Origin of the sequence: Pseudomonas batumici (assembly GCF_036585405.1) — a bacterium.
In the GTDB taxonomy this organism is placed as follows: Bacteria; Pseudomonadota; Gammaproteobacteria; order Pseudomonadales; family Pseudomonadaceae; genus Aquipseudomonas; species Aquipseudomonas batumici.
The window spans coordinates 1320841-1336757 of record NZ_CP144470.1 but is presented as its reverse complement, the minus strand read 5'-3'; the positions used below and the strand labels follow the sequence as shown (position 1 = coordinate 1336757).

Below are 15917 nucleotides of genomic sequence, written 5' to 3'. Positions count from 1 at the left end.
GGAAACCACCATGAACAGCAAATCCATCTACGCCGCCTGCCTCTTCACCGCCCTCAATATCTGCACGTTGTCGGCCCGGGCCGAAGCACAGGTCCAGCCCCAGCCAGAAACCTACAGCTACGGCACCCACCTGGATGTCAGTAAAGTGCTGTCCATCACCGAGGCCGACGGAGCAGCGTGCAGCGTCATCAACGCCCGGATGACCTACCTCGATTCACAGAGCCAGGAGCATATCCTCGACTATCGCAAATTCTCCGACCGTTGCAACGAAGGCAGCTGAGCTGTCTTCGACCCTTCACTCAAGCGCGCTGCCTTTGATCCCTGATATGAGAGCCTATGCCATGAACCACGTTAAAAGCTGCCTGACGGCGATTGTCTTCTCCCTGGCCGGTGTTGCGGTGCACGCCAATGCCGCTGCTGAAAGTCGCCATTGTGACAGTGGCGTCTGTTTCCAACTGGCACCGTTGGCTGAAGACGGTTCCCGCCATGCGCCCCAGGAGCGCTATCTCGAGGCGTCGGGTCAGGATGGCACGGTGCTGGCGTAGATGGGGGCTGGAATGTTGCGCGCTCGTCGGCTGATCAGGGTTCGGGCGATACAAGGCAAGGGATTTTGCTTTCCCCACAGGGGCCTGTGTTGTAAAAGCAGTGACGCCTCGGCTTTTTGAACGTCTATGACTAGAATCCGCGACGCTGCTTACCATCAGTGTCGATATCGGCCTATGAGAAAAGGGAACCTTATGATCATCAAACCACGCGTTCGTGGCTTTATCTGTGTGACCACCCATCCAGTGGGTTGCGAAGCCAACGTCAAGCAACAGATTGACTACGTCACCCAGCAAGGCCCGGTCAGTGACGGACCGAAGAACGTCCTGGTGCTCGGTGCTTCCACCGGCTACGGCCTGGCGGCACGCATCACCGCGGCCTTCGGCTGCGACGCCAATACCCTCGGCGTGTTCTTCGAGCGCGAAGGCGACGAAGGCAAGCTCGGCACCGCCGGCTGGTACAACAGCGCCGCGTTCCACAAGTTCGCTGAAGCCAAGGGCCTGTACGCCAAGAGCATCAACGGCGACGCTTTCTCCGATGAAGTCAAGCGCCTGACCATCGAGACCATCAAGCGCGACATGGGCAAGATCGACCTGGTGGTCTACAGCTTGGCGGCACCGCGTCGTACCGATCCGAAAACCGGTGAAGTCTACAGCTCGACGCTCAAGCCGATCGGCAAGTCGGTCACCCAGCGTGGCCTGAACACCGACAAGGAAGAGGTCAACGTGACCACCTTGGCCGAAGCGACCCAGGAAGAAATCGACGGTACCGTCAAGGTCATGGGTGGCGAAGACTGGCAGCTGTGGATCGACGCCCTGGACGAAGCCGGCGTGCTGGCGGACGGTGCGAAAACCACTGCGTTCACCTACCTGGGTGAAAAGGTGACCCACGACATCTACTGGAACGGCTCCATTGGCGCGGCCAAGAAGGACCTGGACCAGAAAGTCCTGAAGATTCGCCAGCGTCTGGCGGCCAAAGGCGGCGACGCGCGGGTTTCGGTGCTCAAGGCCGTGGTCACCCAGGCCAGCTCGGCGATCCCGATCATGCCGCTGTACCTGTCGTTGCTGTTCAAGGTGATGAAGGCGCAGGGTTCCCACGAAGGCTGCATCGAGCAGGTCTACGGCCTGTACAAGGACAGCCTGTACTCGCCGACGCCGATCCTCGACGAAGAAGGCCGCCTGCGTGCCGACTACAAGGAACTGCAGCCGCAGGTCCAGGAGCAGGTAGCGAAGCTGTGGGATGAGGTCACCACCGAAAACCTCAACGAACTGACGGACTTTGCCGGCTACAAGGCCGAGTTCCTGCGTCTGTTCGGTTTCGGGGTCGAAGGTGTGGATTACGATGCCGACGTCAGCCCGGACGTGGCGATCGTCAATCTGATCCAGGCTTGAGTCAGGACCCTGGCAGGGGCTGGTCATCCAGCGCCTGTCGGGGGATCGGCATTGCGCAACGTCGAAGACGCTGCGCAACCCTGGCTGTTGTTACTCGATGACTTTCCAGTTCTTGTAGAAGACCCGGCGCAAAGTGAACGCTGCGCCCGCGAACGCCGAGATCACGCCGTTGAGAATGAACGGTGCGTAGGACGGGCGGACGATGTCGATGAACAGGCAGTAACGCTTGGCGTCGTTCTTGTTGAAGGACGCGTGCAGCAGCGTGTCGTCGAAAATGAACAGCGGATCATCGTGCCAGTAATGTTTCTGTTTCCGGCACTGGATGTAGACGCCTTCATGGTGCGGCGCCGGGGCCATGTTGTAGAGCACACGGAACATCATGCGCAACGGGCCGAAGTGGAAGGAGGTCGAGCGGTTTTCATTGAACACCGACACGCCCACGGTCTTGACGTAGGGGAACTTCTGCTGGAGCTCGGAGATGTCCAGTTCGGTGTCGATCTTGCGCCCGTACCACTGGAAGAACAGCATGCCGCGCCGGTTTTCCGCCATCCGCGAGTCGAGGTACTCGATGATCTCGTCCTTGTGGCTCATCGCTTTGTCGATGACCTGCTGCAGGTCGCGCTGGCAGTCTTGCGGCAGGTCCTGCATCCGGTAGACGCCGCGGTTGGGCTTGCTGATCAGGTCGAACAGCGAGTTGAAGGGCGACAGCACCCAGGTGTTGCGACCGTTGCCGATAAAGTACTTCTTCGCAAGCTCGGCGGTGTAGATGCCGTTGCGCAGGAAGTCATAGATGCCGCAGACCCCGACCAGAAGCAGAAAGCCGAGGATGGTTTTTGGAAAGCTGTAGATCAGCAAGAGCACGGCCAGGACCCAAAGGACGGAGACGGCTTTCTTGCGGATAGTGCGAGTACTCATGAAACACTGCTCCCTGGAGCGACTACTGTCACGGGTGGCGTGCGCCGGGACGGCGCGGTAAAGCCTGAAAAAAGTGCTGAATGTTACTGTTTTGCAGTGGCTATTAACAGTTTTTGTTAGAGCCGGATATCAATCTGACGCCATGGTTATGCTGCGTTGATCGCCATGATGGCGCCTGAAGGAATGGGAAAACCAATGAAATTATCTTCTGTAGTCGCATTGCTCATTGTCTTGACGATGGGCTATGCAGGTGTGAGTGAAGCCCGGCAATCGAGGCCGCAGACGGAGTCGGTGGCGGGCGTCTTCGATTACTACCTGCTGACCTTGTCCTGGTCGCCGACCTTCTGTTTGACCCATGCCAATGCCCAGCAGTGCAGCGGGAAGGGCTACGGCTTCGTGCTCCATGGCCTGTGGCCGCAATATGCCAAGGGCGGCTGGCCGCAATCCTGCCCGCCGCTGACGCCCTTGACTCAACAGGAGCGGCAGAAGGGGCTCAGTCTGTTTCCCTCGGGCAAGCTGCTGGAACATGAGTGGAACAAGCACGGCACCTGCAGTGGCCTGGGCGCCTCGGGCTACCTGAATGCAGCCGACAAGGCACTGGGGGCGGTCGTGGTTCCCGAGGCCCTGCAACCCTCGACGACACCGCGCGAGTATTCCGCTGATCAGATCGTCCAACTGTTCCGGCAGAGCAATCCGGGGATGCCCGAGGGCGGCGTGACGGTGCGCTGCAGCGGACCTGAACTGGCGGAAGTGCGGGTGTGCCTGACCAAGGACCTGGGCTTCGGCGAGTGTGGCAAGGGTGTCAGGAATCAGTGCCGACAAGGGCCGGTGCGCGTGCCGCCGATTCGCTGATCGGTCCGGGGGCCCTGGGCAGCGTTTGACTCGGCGCGCTGCCACCGGGGCCAGGGCTCAAGTGCGCGGTCGTGCACAAATGTTCAAGACAGACGCGCTACGGGCTGGCAAAGTCGGCGTCTTTTCCTTGTGCCCGAGTCCTATGTCCGATCATCTGTTACCTCGCACTGCCTTCCTGCGCGGTGCCGCGGCCATCATGCCGCTGTCCCTGGCGACCGCGCCCTGGGGATTGCTGGCCGGCTCCATGGCCATCGAGGCCGACCTGACGCCCCTGCAAGGCCAGGGCTTGTCCAGCATCGTGTTTGCCGGGGCTGCGCAACTGGTGGCCATCGGCATGCTCAAGGGCGGCGCCGGGATCTTCTCGATTCTGCTCACCACCGCCTTGCTGACGTCGCAGCACCTGCTTTATGGCATGAGCATGCGCTCGGTGATTTCCCCCTTGCCCGGCCGTTGGCGGCTCGGGTTGGGCTTCCTGCTCACCGACGAGCTGTTCGCCCTGACCAGCCAGCACGACAAGCAACAGTTCAACCGTTGGTATGCCCTGGGAGTGGGGCTGACGTTCTATGTCGCCTGGAACCTGTTCACCCTGGCGGGGATCGTGCTGGGGCGCAGCATTCCCGGTCTTGAGCACCTGGGGCTGGATTTCTCCATCGCCGCGACCTTTATCGCCTTGATCACCCCGGTGGTGCGCAATGTGCCCACGGTGGTCTGCGTGGCCGTGTCGTTGTTCTGTTCGGTGCTGTTCAGCTACTGGCACTGGGGTTCGGCGCTGGTGCTGTCGGGATTGGCGGGAATGGCGGCGGGGTTTGTCTGCAACAAGCTGTATCGGGGGCGCGAATGATCGTCTGGGCGGTGATAGTTGGCATGGGCTTGCTGGTGTTCCTCAACCGTTATGTGTTTCTCGAACCGCGCCTGCCGGTGCGCTTGAGCAGCAACGCCCGGCAGTTCCTCGGCTTTGCCGTGCCGGGCATGCTCACGGCGATCTGCGGGCCGATCGTGTTCATGCCCGATCACCAGTTGAACCTGCAGTACGACAATCCGTATTTGATCAGTTCGCTGGTGGCCATCGGCTTAGTGATCTACACCCGCAACACCTTGCTGAGCATGTTGCTGAGCATGGCGTTCTTCTTTCTGTTGCGGTGGTGGTTGGCGTGATAGCGAACTGAGTCGCTGGTGCGGGGCATTTGAACGGGGTATCGCCCACCGGTAGTTTGAGTGCCTGGTCATGCGCCGCATAATGACTCCGACCTATCAGCAGCGGACCGACTGCACCGGTTGAGCCTGAGCGGCTGGGCCCTGGACAAGGAGGCGGAGTGATGGAGATTTGCGTAGTGGGCGCGGGCATCGTCGGCCTGAGCAGTGCCTGGTTTCTGCACCGGGCCGGGCATCGCGTCACGGTTGTCGACCAGGCGCCCGGACCCGGCATGGGCGCCGTGGCCGGCAACGGCGCGCAGTTGAGCTACAGCTATGTGCAACCGCTGGCCGATCCGTCGCTGTTGCCGGGTATCCCGAAGCTGTTGCTCGACCGTAGCGGGCCTTTGCGCTTCACCCCGCAATGGAGCCCGGAACAATGGCGCTGGTGCATGGAATTCCTGGCCGCCTGCCGGACCTCGGTGTCGCGCCAGACCACGGTGGAGTTGCTGGCGCTGGCGACCGAGAGCCGTCTGGCCCTGGAGGCGTTCATGCAGGCGCAGCCCCTGGACTGCGATTTCACCCGCACCGGCAAGCTGGTGCTGTACCCGGATGCCGAAGGGCTGGACAAGGCGCAGAACCAGCTACGTTTCCAGGCGGGCCTGGGATCGCGACAGCAGGTGGTCAGCGCGAGCGAGGCGGTGGCGATCGAGCCGGCGCTGGCCGGCTATCAGTCGGCGTTTCATGGTGCGATTCACACCGACAGCGAGTGCGCGGTGGATGGTCTCAAGCTGTGTCGCGAAATGGCCCGGATCATGGCCGGCGAGGGCGTGCGCTTGTTGTTCGACCGCAAGGTCGAAGGTTTCCAACGCCGTGGTGGGCGGATCACCGCCCTGAACCTGAGGCATGCCCAGGAAGGGGCCGAGGTACTGCACAGCGAGGCGGTGGTGCTGGCAGCGGGCGCTTACAGCACTGGCCTGCTGGCGCAGTTGGGGAGTCGCTTGCCGGTGTATCCGCTCAAGGGCTACAGCATTACGCTGCCGATTACCGAGCACACCCGGGCGCCGACGGTGAGTATCACCGATATGCGCCGCAAGACTGTGTTCGCCCGCATCGGTGACCGCCTGCGGGTCGCGGGAATGGTGGAGTTGTGCGGGATGGATGCGTCGATTCCGGCGGCACGGATCGAGCAGTTGCAGGCCTCGACCGAGGCGCTGTTCGGTGGCGGTTGGAATGCCGACGATTGCCAGCCCTGGAGCGGCTGGCGGCCGGCAACGCCCACCGGCAGGCCTGTGTTGGAGCGCCTCGCAGGCAGTAACCTGTACGTCAACACCGGGCATGGCGCACTGGGCATGACCCTGGCCTTTGGCAGTGCGCAGCGACTGGTGCGGCTGATCGAACACGCGGCTGGCTGATGTTTACCGACTGCAAGGGACATTGCAGGCCGTGACGGACAGCTATACCTATTACCCCATCTTCAATCAGTTGACCAGCCACACCGATGGTCTGAGTCACACGACCAGCTACAGCGATGACAGTTTTGGACATCTGACGCAGATTACCGATCCCTTGGGCAATGCCGTGAAATTCACCTCGGACGGCCAAGGGCGAACGACAGCGGGCGCCACCACTGGGGCGGTTGCGACGAGCTCCTTCATATTCGAGGGGGTCTATGACTGGGGCGTCATAGGCGAGGCTGCATGGGGCGCGATATCATCAGACGACTGTGGTTGTCAGAAATGATGAGGCAGCTATGAACGATATTGAAAAGCGGATATGGGATGCAGCGATGAGGCGAGTCGCGGCGGTGTTCGGAATCGCTCTCGATGCCTTACGCCTCGAGCAAAAATTCGGTGAGGATTTGAAAAGCAGCTTCGTTTCGAATTTCAAAAGGAACGAATTCGATCTAATCAACGACGACATATACGACGTTGTTGATCGCAAGGTGGCGAAGGATATTGCCTCTGGTGCGCTGGTTATCCGAACGGTTGAAGACTATTGCCGCTACATGGTCCGTTGCTATGAAACGAACCCCAAAGCCGTGAGGCAAGTGTTACGCATTGAAGAGTAAATTCTTTGAGTCTGCTGCCTAATTATTTCCTTCCTGCTTCCGATTCGCTCACTTGGCCGCCGATCTGAGCGATTGCAAGTCCTCCTTTGGTGCCACACCAGCACAGATCGCCGACCCCATCGGAGCGAATACCGCTCTCAGCTATTCTATTGGAGATCTCGCCAGCGTGAGCAACCCCTTGGGGCGAACCGCCAGCGACTTCACCGATAACGTGGGGCGCGTCATGGCAATAACGATCCCTTCCAGGCTGCTGGGAAGGTTGGATTAGGAGGGTGAGAATGAAAAGCATTTTGGGAGGAAAGCCTTCTTCAATCCTAAAGCAGTTGGATCCAAAGTGAGGCCCTATGAGCAAGCAAATACACGTTTTCGTAGGGTGTGCACTAATAATGCTTTTGGCAGTGGTTGTCTTTGTATATCAACTTTATACAAGGGCTATGAGTGGCGAGCTTGGCGATAAAAAATATTATTCAATTTTACAAGGTTTGGAGTTAGAGCATAGAAATGACGTGGATAGGACTTTCGTCATGATTATTAATAATGTTAATCAGGCGGGGGTGGACGTCGTGGGCTTTCCAGCTGAAGCTAATCAAGCTGCACGAGTATGGGTTATCTTGAATAGAATAGGGGAGAATGGGGCTCTTTTTGCCGTACCAGAGCGCCTAAAAACCAAAATACTATGTCGTGATGTAGATGTTGTTTCGAGCAAGAAGCAAGGAGATAACAAGGTTTTAGAGCGTTTATATTTTTCTTGTCTAAAGTAACTTGAGGTTTTATAAAAATCATGCCTCACGATAAAAATGATTTTCTAAAGGAAGTACGCCGTCGGCGCAATTCGTTCTGGTTGTGGTTGCCAGTCGCGTTCTTGACTCAACTGGCAGTCTTATTAAGTATAGAATTTTTTTGGGGGGAACCACCTGCATGGGTTTTCACAGTGCTTAATTCCGGCGGTGCTATAATTGGATTTATGTTGATAATCCGAATTTCAAACATTCGCTGTCCTAGGTGCGGAAATAAGGCGCTTCGGTTTATTCCATTTTTCACCTTGAAATACGTTCAGTGTCGATGGTGTAACTATCCAGAAAAGGAATAATTAAACGCCTGTGTGGTGAGGCATTTTTAGTTAAAAATGGGCGGCCGCAAAAGCTAAGTGCAACACCTTACCTTGTGACGTCGCACCTCTCAGCCCAACACCTCACGCAACCGATGCCACAACATCCCCAATGCCAGGAGCGGCGAGCGCAACGCCTTGCCACCGGGGAAGGTCATGTGCGGCACCGCGCTGAAGATATCCATGCCTTGGCTCTGTCCGGCATGGATCGCTTCGGCGAGCAATCGCGCGGTCCAGTGAGTCACGTTGACGCCATGCCCCGAATAACCCTGGGCATAGAACACATTCGGATACTGTTGCAGGCGCCCGACCTGGGGGAAACGATTGGCGGTGATGCCGATCATGCCGCCCCATTGATAGTCGATACGCACATCCGCCAGTTGCGGGAACACCTTGAGCATCTTCGGTCGCATATAGGCACCGATATCCGCCGGATCGCGCCCGGAATAATGACAGGCACCGCCGAACAACAGGCGCTTGTCGGCCGAGAGGCGGTAGTAGTCCAGCCCGACCTTCTGGTCGCACAGCGACAGGTTCTGCGGAATCAGCTCGGCCGCCACCTCGGGCGCCAGCGGTTCGGTGGCGATGATGTAGCTGCCGGCCGGCAGCACCTTGCCGCTCAGGCGGGGCTCCAGGTCTTCCAGGTGCGCATTGCAGGCCAGTACCAGGCTATTGGCGCGCACGCTGCCGGCGGCACAACGCACCTCCACGGTATTGCCGTGAACCAGCTCCAGCACTGGGCTGTGCTCGAATATCTGCACCCCCAGCGCCTGCGCCACCCGAGCTTCACCGAGCACCAGGTTGAGCGGATGCAAATGCCCCGAGCCCCGGTCGATCAGGCCGCCGGCATACACCGTGCTGGCGACCACCTGGGCCATGTCCTGGGGCGCGACAATCCGGGTTTCATGGGCATAGCCCAACTCCGCCAGGTGCTCCTGTTCCGCCCGAAACGCCGCGAACTGCGCCGGGGTATTGGCCAGTTCGCAGAAGCCCCAGCGCAGATCGCAGTCGATGGCGTGCTCGTGTATGCGATTGGCCACCACCTCGACCGACTCGATACCGGCGCGCTCCAGGTAGCGCACGCCTTCCTCACCAACGTACTTGGCAAAACCACTGACATCATGACCGATGCCACGAATCAGCTGCCCGCCGTTGCGCCCGCTGGCGCCCCAGCCGATCCGCCGGCCTTCGAGCAGCACCACCGAGAGTCCGCGCTGTGCCAGTTCGATGGCGGTGTTGATGCCGGTAAAGCCGCCGCCGATCACGCACACATCGGCGCTCACCTGCGATTCGAGCCGGGGATGATCCGGCATCGAACCGGCAGTCGCCGCGTAGTAGGAGCGGGCATGTTCCATTGGGCTGGCTTGACTCATTTGTTGGACTTCACTTTGCTCCAGGAGCGGGTCATCAGGCGCATGATCTCAGGCGTCGGTGTGGTGGAGATGTAGAGCTTATCGAGGACCTCCTGGGACGGATAGACCTCGGGGTTGTTCACCAGCGCCACGTCCATGTACTGCTTGGCCGCCGGGTTGGGGTTGGCGTAGCCGACGGTGGCGCTGACCTTGGCAATCACCTGCGGGTCCAGCAGGTTGTTGATGAAGGCGTGGGCTTGCTTGACGTTGGCCGCATCCGCGGGAATGGCCAGCAGGTCGAACCACAGGTTGCTGCCCTCCTTGGGAATCGAGTAGGCGATGTTCACCCCGTTCTTCGCTTCCTTGGCCCGGTTGGCGGCCTGGAACACGTCACCCGAGTAACCGAAGGCGACGCAGATATCGCCGTTGGCCAGGTCCGAGATGTACTTGGAGGAGTGGAAGTAGGTGATATAGGGGCGCAGGGTCAGCAGCTTGGCTTCGGCTTTCTTGAAGTCGTCGGGTTTCGAACTGCGCGGGTCCATGCCCATGTAGTTGAGCACCGCCGGGAACACCTCGTCGGCCGAGTCCATGAACGACACACCACATTGGGTGAGCTTTTTCAGGTTCTCCGGTTCGAACAGCACCGCCCAGGAGTCGATATGGTCGATGCCCAACACCTGCTTGACCTTGTCGACGTTGTAGCCGATGCCGTTGGTGCCCCACAGGTACGGCACCGAGTGTTCATTGCCCGGATCGTTCTGCTCCAGCAGCGTGAGCAGCTTGGGATCGAGATTCTTCCAGTTCGGCAATTGCGCGCGATCCAGTTTCAGGAAGGCCCCGGCTTTCACCTGGCGACCGAGAAAGTGGTTGGACGGCACCACCACGTCGTAGCCGGTGCGTCCGGCCAGCAACTTGCCTTCCAGGGTTTCGTTGGAGTCGAAGACGTCGTAGATCACCTTGATACCGGTCTTGCCCTGGAAGTCGGCGAGGGTGGTCTCGCCGATGTAATCGGTCCAGTTGTAGACACTGACGGTCGGCTCGGCCCGGGCGGTTGCGCTGAACAGCAGCGCCAATGCCAGCGGAACGACGGATTTCAATAGACGCATTCGACACCTCTTGGAGTTGTTTTCGGTCGGGATAAAGGTTCGGAATCAGACGCTCAGCAACAGGAATTCGCGCTCCCAGGAGCTGATCACGCGCTTGAAGTTTTCGTGTTCGGCGCGCTTGACCGCCACATAGCCACGTACGAACTGGGTGCCCAGGTAGCGTTCGAGGGTCGGGCACTCTTCCATGTGCGCCAGTGCGTCCTCGATGGTGATCGGCAGGCGCAGGTTGCGGCGTTCATAGGCCCGGCCCTCGACCTTGGCGCTCGGCTCGACCTGTTCGACCATGCCCAGGTAGCCGCACAACAGGCTCGCGGCAATCGCCAGGTAAGGGTTGGCGTCGGCGCCGGGCAGGCGGTTTTCCACGCGCATGGCGTCGGGGCTGGAGGTCGGTACCCGCAGGCCCACGGTGCGGTTTTCCTCGCCCCACTCGACGTTGACCGGAGCCGAGGTGTCCGGCAGGAAGCGGCGGAACGAGTTGACGTTGGGGGCGAACATCGGCAACACCTTGGGGATGTACTTCTGCAAGCCGCCGATATGGTGCAGGAACAGCTGGCTCATCTGCCCGTCGGCATCGACGAAGATCGGTTTTCCGGTGGCGCTGTCGACCACGCTCTGGTGCAGGTGCATGGCGCTGCCGGGCTCGTCGGCGATGGGCTTGGCCATGAAGGTCGCGGTCACGTTGTGCTTGAGCGCGGCTTCACGCAGGGTGCGCTTGAACACGGTGATCTGGTCGGCAAGGTCCAGGGCATCGCCGTGACGGAAGTTGATTTCCATCTGCGCCGGGCCGTCTTCGTGGATCAGCGTATCGAGGTCCAGGCCCTGGGCTTCGCACCAGTCGTAGACGTCTTCGAACAGCGGGTCGAATTCGTTGGCGGCATCGATGGAGAACGACTGCCGACCGCTTTCCGCACGGCCCGAACGGCCCAGCGGCGCCTTGAGCGGCAGGTCCGGGTCTTCGCAGCGCTGGGTCAGGTAGAACTCCATTTCCGGTGCGACGATGGGCTGCCAGCCCTTGTCGGCGTAGAGCTTGAGGACTTTTTTCAGGACATTGCGTGGCGACAGCTCGATGGGGTTGCCCTGCTTGTCGAAGGTGTCGTGGATCACGATGGCAGTCGGCTCGATGGCCCAGGGCACCAGATAGATCGCCGACGAGTCCGGCCGGCAGATCATGTCGATATCGGCGGGATCGAGCAGGTCGTAATAGACATCGTCGTCGACGAAGTCCCCTGTTACCGTTTGCAAAAGTACACTTTCCGGCAGGCGCATGCCTCGCTCATGCAGGAACTTGTTGGTGGGGGCGATCTTGCCGCGGGCGATACCGGTCAGGTCACTGACCACGCACTCTACTTCGGTAATCTTGTGTTCTTTCAGCCAGGAAGACAGCTGATCGAAAGGGGCATTCATAAAGACCTCGTGGTTGGTTTTTTTCTGCGCCGGGTGCCGTGTCTTCATCCCGGTCGAACGGCGAGAGACTTCCCCCGCGGCGCATTGGCGACTATCTTGGGCGAGCGATGGGGGTTCCATCTATCCACTTTATGACGCCTAAAATGCACCAAATGAGTGCAAATGGTCATCCGATGACAGAGTCAAACGCCTTGCGGGTTCAAGCGTTCAACACCGCCGATGTGGCTGAGCAGATACGGGTCACACCGGGTTGGGTGCAGCATTACCAGCAGATGTCGCCGGGGCATTTCGCCGGACAGATTCGTTACCTGGACCTGCAAGGGGTGCAGATCTACGAGGAGTGCATGAACACCCGGGTCGAACAGAACTTCAGCGCGCCGTCGGGGGCGTTGGCCTTCTGCTTCGATCGCAGCGACAACGCCCTGTATGTGCTCAACGGCGAGAGCCGCAATATCTGGATCACCCCCGAGAACTATCAGGAGGTGGCGGTGGTGTTCGGTTCGGCGTTCGTTCAGCAGCATGGCCTGGACGTGGCGCGGCTGGAGGGGTTGTTCATGGCGCCGCTCAACTCGCAGCAGAACGGCTTGTTCAGCCGCTGGCTGAGCGGGACCTTGACCCGCCTGGCGCAGACCCTCGACCCGCCGAGCCGGGAAAGCCTCACGCAGCAACTGCTGGACGATTGTCTCTACATTCTCGACAACGCCTGTGTCCGCCTGGATCGGGGCTCCTTGCAGCGTCGCGCCGAAGAGCGTTCGATCATGAAGCACATCGGCGAGTGGGCGGCCGATTCGCCTGAGCAGACCCTCAATCTGCTGGAGCTTTCCCAGGTCGCCGGGGTTTCATTGCGCCAGCTGCAGCACGCGTTCAAGGCCTACACCGGGATGACGCCGAGCCATTGGTTGCGCTTGCGCCGGCTCAACAGCGCCCGCCATGAACTGCTCGGGCGTAACGCCCAGGACAAGACGGTGGCCGAGGTGGCGATGAATTGGTCGTTCTGGCACCTGGGGCGGTTCTCCAACAGCTATCGGGCGCTGTTCGGCGAACTGCCGAGCGAGACCCTCAAGCGCGGGCAGCGGCTGCGCTGAGCGCGCGTCTCAGGCATCGCGCAACAGGTCGTTGGCGTTGAGCAGGTCGTAGGCGATCTGCGGGTTTTTCTCCAGGCCCCGGCGTATCGCCGCCGGAATCGACTGGCGGGTCTTGCGGCACAGGCCGGGATGTTCGTCGATCTGGATGTCGATGCCGCGCATGGTCCGCACTTCATTGAAGCCCGGGGCGACGCTCACGCGGAGGCCCAACTGATCGTACATCCGCTGTTGCAGGCGCTCGAGGTCGGCCAGGCTCTGCAGGTTTTCCAGACGATCGAGCAGGCGCTTTTCCTCCTGGCGCGTCAGGCTCAGGATGCGCAGGTCGGCGCCCGGCATCTGCAGCAGTTGCTCCCGCTCGCAAATGCAGGCGCCGGGAGGGCAGGGCTGGCGGATCGGGAGTGAGACTGTCATGGGCTCCGATCATAGCCAACCCGGCCGGCCTTTGCCTATCCGCTTACCGAACGCCCTCCAACGCGTTCAGGATCTGGTAGGCGGCCTTGACCCTGACCGGGTTGGGATAGTTTTTGTTGGCCAGCATCACGATCCCGACCTTCTTCGCCGGCACGTAGACGACATAAGCGCCGAAGCCGCGGGTCGAGCCGGTCTTGTTGAACAGCGCGTTCTTTTGCGGCGGGTGCGCCGGGTTGAATGGGTTGACCTTGTAGGCCTCGAGCGCCATCTCCGAGGAGTTGCCCGTCAACAATCGATCAAGCTTGACCGGGTAGGGGTAGAACTCCCATCCCAGTCCTTGGGTGGTGGTGCCCGCGACCTGGTAGTAACCGCTCTGCGTCAGGTCGATGGCTTTGTGCAGCGGGGCCTCGAGGGGTTCCGGCCGGATGTTGGCCTCGACATAGCGCAGCAGGTCGGTCGAGGTGGTCTTGACGCCGTAGGCTTCGGCATCCAGTGCACCGGGACCCACTCTGACGGGTTTGTCATCCTGGGCGTAACCCTGGGCGTAATGGCTCATCCGGGCCTCTGGAACGTGGATGTAGCTGTTCTTGAGGCCGAGCTTGGGAAACAGGGTTTTCTCCATCAGCTCATCGAAAGGGGCCCCCAGGCTTTTCGCCGCCACATAGCCAAAGAGTCCCAGGCTCGGGTTCGAATACTGGCGATGGGTGCCCGCCGCATAAGTCGGTTTCCATTGCTTGAAGTAGTCGAGCATTTTGTCCTGGGTGTCGAACGCGTCCGGGAACTGCAGGGGCAGACCGCCGGCCGAGTAGGTGCCGAGCTGGAGCACCGTGATGCGGTCGAACGCGCTGCCTTGCAGTTCCGGCAGGTAGTGGCTGACGCGTTCCGACGGGTTGAGTTTGCCCTGCGCCTGGGCATAGCCGGCCAGGGTCGCGGTGAAGGTCTTGCTGACCGAGCCGATCTCGAACAGCGTGTCATTGGTCACGGGTTGCCGGTCCGTCTTCGAAGCCACCCCGTAGTTGAAGTAATACGGCTTGTCGTTGACCAGGACAGCCACCGCCATGCCGGGAATGTTCTGCTCCTGCATGACGGGGCCGATGGCGGCGTCGACGATGGCCTTGATGTTGTCCTGGGTGTTGTCCGCCGCGAAGCTGTGGCTGGCGCCGACCAGCAGGAGGGATGTTACGAGGGCTTCCAGTTTGGCAAGGTTCTTTTTGAGCATGGCTCGAAGGCTCCCAATATGTTTCATTATGTTAACCGCTCGCCCTGGAGCGGTTTTTTGCGTCGAAAATACGCCGGTCGGATGACCCTGCTGCGTTAAGGGAGGGCGGTAGCCCCGATTTACGCGGTTTTTCGTGAGTTTTAGCGGTCCATGCAGGTGCCTGGACGCTGAATGTAGTCAGCGTGGGGGAAATCGACAAACAATGAAATTTCGGATTAGCCATTAGGAAAACTAGGAACTCGATCATGGTTCGACCGCACTTGCCGCTTAATGCGCTGCGCGCCTTCGAGGCGTCCGCGCGACACCTGAGCTTCACCCGGGCGGCGATCGAGCTGTGCGTGACCCAGGCGGCGGTGAGCCATCAGGTCAAGGGGCTGGAACGGCAGTTGAAAGTGACACTGTTCAAGCGAATTGCCCGAGGACTGATGCTGACGGCCGAAGGCGAAAGCCTGTTGCCGGTGCTGAACGAGTCCTTCGACCGGATTGCCCAGACGCTGGGGCGGTTCGAGGGCGGGCATTATAGGGAGGTGCTGACGGTGGGGGCCGTGGGGACTTTTGCGCTGGGCTGGCTGTTGCCCCGCCTGGCCGATTTCCGCGCCCGCTATCCCTTTATCGACTTGCGCCTGTCGACCCACAACAACCGGGTCGATGTGGCCGCCGAAGGCCTTGATTTTGCCATCCGTTTCGGCGCCGGTGCGTGGCACGGGGTGGAGGCCGTGCACCTGCTGGAAACGCCCCTATCGGTGGTGTGCATTCCGCAGATTGCGCGACAACTGAAGAGCCCGGCCGACGTGCTGAAGCAGACGCTGTTGCGCTCCTATCGGACTGACGAGTGGCCACGATGGTTTCAGGCCGCCGGCTTGCCGGTCGAGGGGAGGGTACCCGACAGCATCGTCTTCGATTCCTCGCTGGCGATGATGGAGGCGGCCCTTCAGGGGGGTGGTGTCGCCCTGGTGCCGGTGATGATGTTCTCCCGGCAATTGGCAGCCGAGGTGGTTCGACAACCTTTCGATATCGGTATCGCCACGGGCAGCTATTGGCTGACGCGTTTGCAATCCCGTCCTGAAACCTCGGCGATGGTGGCGTTCAGGGGCTGGCTGGTCGAGGCTATTGCCACGGCTTGAGCAGCGTTCAGCCGTGAAGCAGGGCAATGGCGAAGGACACGACAACGGCGCAGGCAATGGCAAAATTGAGATTCATGGGCTTCGTCCGAGAGAGTAGGGGCGAGCGTATCCTGGACGGATTGCAGAAAAATGAAAAATTCTGTTTTGCGATTTGAATGATCAATCGAAATGATGATTCAAGCGCCGGGTTATATCCAGGCTGCTG

At 60.2% G+C, this 15917-nt stretch carries 18 protein-coding genes; 12 read left to right on the top strand and 6 right to left on the bottom strand.

The features are described from left to right. Positions 1 to 10 precede the first annotated feature (10 nt). The 3 genes from NUH87_RS05720 (at position 11) to fabV (ending at position 1934) form a co-directional block, all read left to right on the top strand. A complete protein-coding gene (locus tag NUH87_RS05720) occupies positions 11 to 280 on the top strand; it encodes a DUF2790 domain-containing protein (RefSeq protein ID WP_338525137.1) in 270 nt (89 codons plus the stop codon). Positions 281 to 341: 61 nt separating this feature from the next. Then, positions 342 to 545 (top strand): hypothetical protein, encoded by a 204-nt coding sequence (locus tag NUH87_RS05715; protein WP_338525136.1) that lies wholly within the window; start codon positions 342 to 344, stop codon positions 543 to 545. A gap of 192 nt (positions 546 to 737) precedes the next feature. Then, positions 738 to 1934, top strand: coding sequence for an enoyl-ACP reductase FabV (gene fabV, locus NUH87_RS05710; protein WP_338525135.1), 1197 nt, complete (start codon positions 738 to 740; stop codon positions 1932 to 1934). Between the two features lie 90 nt (positions 1935 to 2024). On the opposite strand, the gene NUH87_RS05705 is transcribed toward fabV, so the two are convergent. Further along, the gene (locus tag NUH87_RS05705) at positions 2025 to 2849 is read right to left on the bottom strand and encodes an aspartyl/asparaginyl beta-hydroxylase domain-containing protein (protein ID WP_040068068.1); all 825 of its coding nucleotides are present in this window, start codon (positions 2847 to 2849) and stop codon (positions 2025 to 2027) included. 195 nt (positions 2850 to 3044) lie between these two features. On the opposite strand from NUH87_RS05705, the gene NUH87_RS05700 reads away from it, so the two are divergent. The 7 genes from NUH87_RS05700 to NUH87_RS05670 all read left to right on the top strand — a co-directional run bounded on the left by NUH87_RS05700 (position 3045) and on the right by NUH87_RS05670 (position 7664). Beyond that, on the top strand, positions 3045 to 3701 hold the full coding sequence (locus NUH87_RS05700) for a ribonuclease T2 (protein WP_338525134.1): 657 nt from the start codon (positions 3045 to 3047) through the stop codon (positions 3699 to 3701). Positions 3702 to 3843: 142 nt separating this feature from the next. Beyond that, positions 3844 to 4542 carry an AzlC family ABC transporter permease gene (locus tag NUH87_RS05695; RefSeq protein WP_040068073.1) on the top strand — a complete coding sequence of 233 codons (699 nt, stop codon included), beginning with the start codon at positions 3844 to 3846 and terminating at the stop codon, positions 4540 to 4542. Then, positions 4542 to 4856, top strand: a complete 315-nt coding sequence (locus NUH87_RS05690) for an AzlD domain-containing protein (protein WP_209437178.1) — start codon at positions 4542 to 4544, stop codon at positions 4854 to 4856. Before NUH87_RS05695 ends, NUH87_RS05690 begins: the two co-directional genes overlap by 1 nt. A gap of 161 nt (positions 4857 to 5017) precedes the next feature. After that, positions 5018 to 6247, top strand: a complete 1230-nt coding sequence (locus tag NUH87_RS05685; protein WP_338525133.1) for a D-amino acid dehydrogenase — start codon at positions 5018 to 5020, stop codon at positions 6245 to 6247. Between the two features lie 31 nt (positions 6248 to 6278). After that, the gene (locus NUH87_RS05680) at positions 6279 to 6575 is read left to right on the top strand and encodes a hypothetical protein (protein ID WP_338525132.1); all 297 of its coding nucleotides are present in this window, start codon (positions 6279 to 6281) and stop codon (positions 6573 to 6575) included. Between the two features lie 10 nt (positions 6576 to 6585). Next, positions 6586 to 6903: a hypothetical protein gene (locus NUH87_RS05675; protein ID WP_338525131.1), complete on the top strand. Its 318-nt coding sequence runs from the start codon at positions 6586 to 6588 to the stop codon at positions 6901 to 6903. Positions 6904 to 7247: 344 nt separating this feature from the next. After that, positions 7248 to 7664, top strand: a complete 417-nt coding sequence (locus tag NUH87_RS05670) for a hypothetical protein (RefSeq protein ID WP_338525130.1) — start codon at positions 7248 to 7250, stop codon at positions 7662 to 7664. 418 nt (positions 7665 to 8082) lie between these two features. Here the strand turns inward: NUH87_RS05670 and NUH87_RS05665 are convergent, their stop codons facing one another. Genes NUH87_RS05665 through NUH87_RS05655 form a run of 3 tightly spaced genes read right to left on the bottom strand, consistent with a single transcriptional unit; the run spans position 8083 to position 11873 of the window. Further along, positions 8083 to 9384: an FAD-binding oxidoreductase gene (locus NUH87_RS05665; protein ID WP_338525129.1), complete on the bottom strand. Its 1302-nt coding sequence runs from the start codon at positions 9382 to 9384 to the stop codon at positions 8083 to 8085. Next, positions 9381 to 10469: a polyamine ABC transporter substrate-binding protein gene (locus NUH87_RS05660; RefSeq protein ID WP_338525128.1), complete on the bottom strand. Its 1089-nt coding sequence runs from the start codon at positions 10467 to 10469 to the stop codon at positions 9381 to 9383. Before NUH87_RS05660 ends, NUH87_RS05665 begins: the two co-directional genes overlap by 4 nt. Before the next feature lie 45 nt (positions 10470 to 10514). Then, a complete protein-coding gene (locus NUH87_RS05655) occupies positions 10515 to 11873 on the bottom strand; it encodes a glutamine synthetase family protein (protein ID WP_338525127.1) in 1359 nt (452 codons plus the stop codon). Between the two features lie 173 nt (positions 11874 to 12046). Between NUH87_RS05655 and NUH87_RS05650 the strand changes: the two genes are divergently transcribed. Next, positions 12047 to 12958: a helix-turn-helix domain-containing protein gene (locus NUH87_RS05650; RefSeq protein ID WP_338525126.1), complete on the top strand. Its 912-nt coding sequence runs from the start codon at positions 12047 to 12049 to the stop codon at positions 12956 to 12958. Positions 12959 to 12967: 9 nt separating this feature from the next. Here NUH87_RS05650 and NUH87_RS05645 read toward each other — a convergent pair whose 3' ends face one another. After that, on the bottom strand, positions 12968 to 13369 hold the full coding sequence (locus tag NUH87_RS05645; protein WP_338525125.1) for a hypothetical protein: 402 nt from the start codon (positions 13367 to 13369) through the stop codon (positions 12968 to 12970). Between the two features lie 43 nt (positions 13370 to 13412). Then, complete coding sequence (ampC, locus tag NUH87_RS05640; RefSeq protein ID WP_338525124.1) at positions 13413 to 14588, bottom strand: class C beta-lactamase; 1176 nt, start codon at positions 14586 to 14588, stop codon at positions 13413 to 13415. Between the two features lie 245 nt (positions 14589 to 14833). Here ampC and NUH87_RS05635 point away from each other — a divergent pair, with 245 nt between their 5' ends. Continuing rightward, on the top strand, positions 14834 to 15712 hold the full coding sequence (locus tag NUH87_RS05635; protein WP_338525123.1) for a LysR family transcriptional regulator: 879 nt from the start codon (positions 14834 to 14836) through the stop codon (positions 15710 to 15712). Positions 15713 to 15917: the final 205 nt, after the last annotated feature.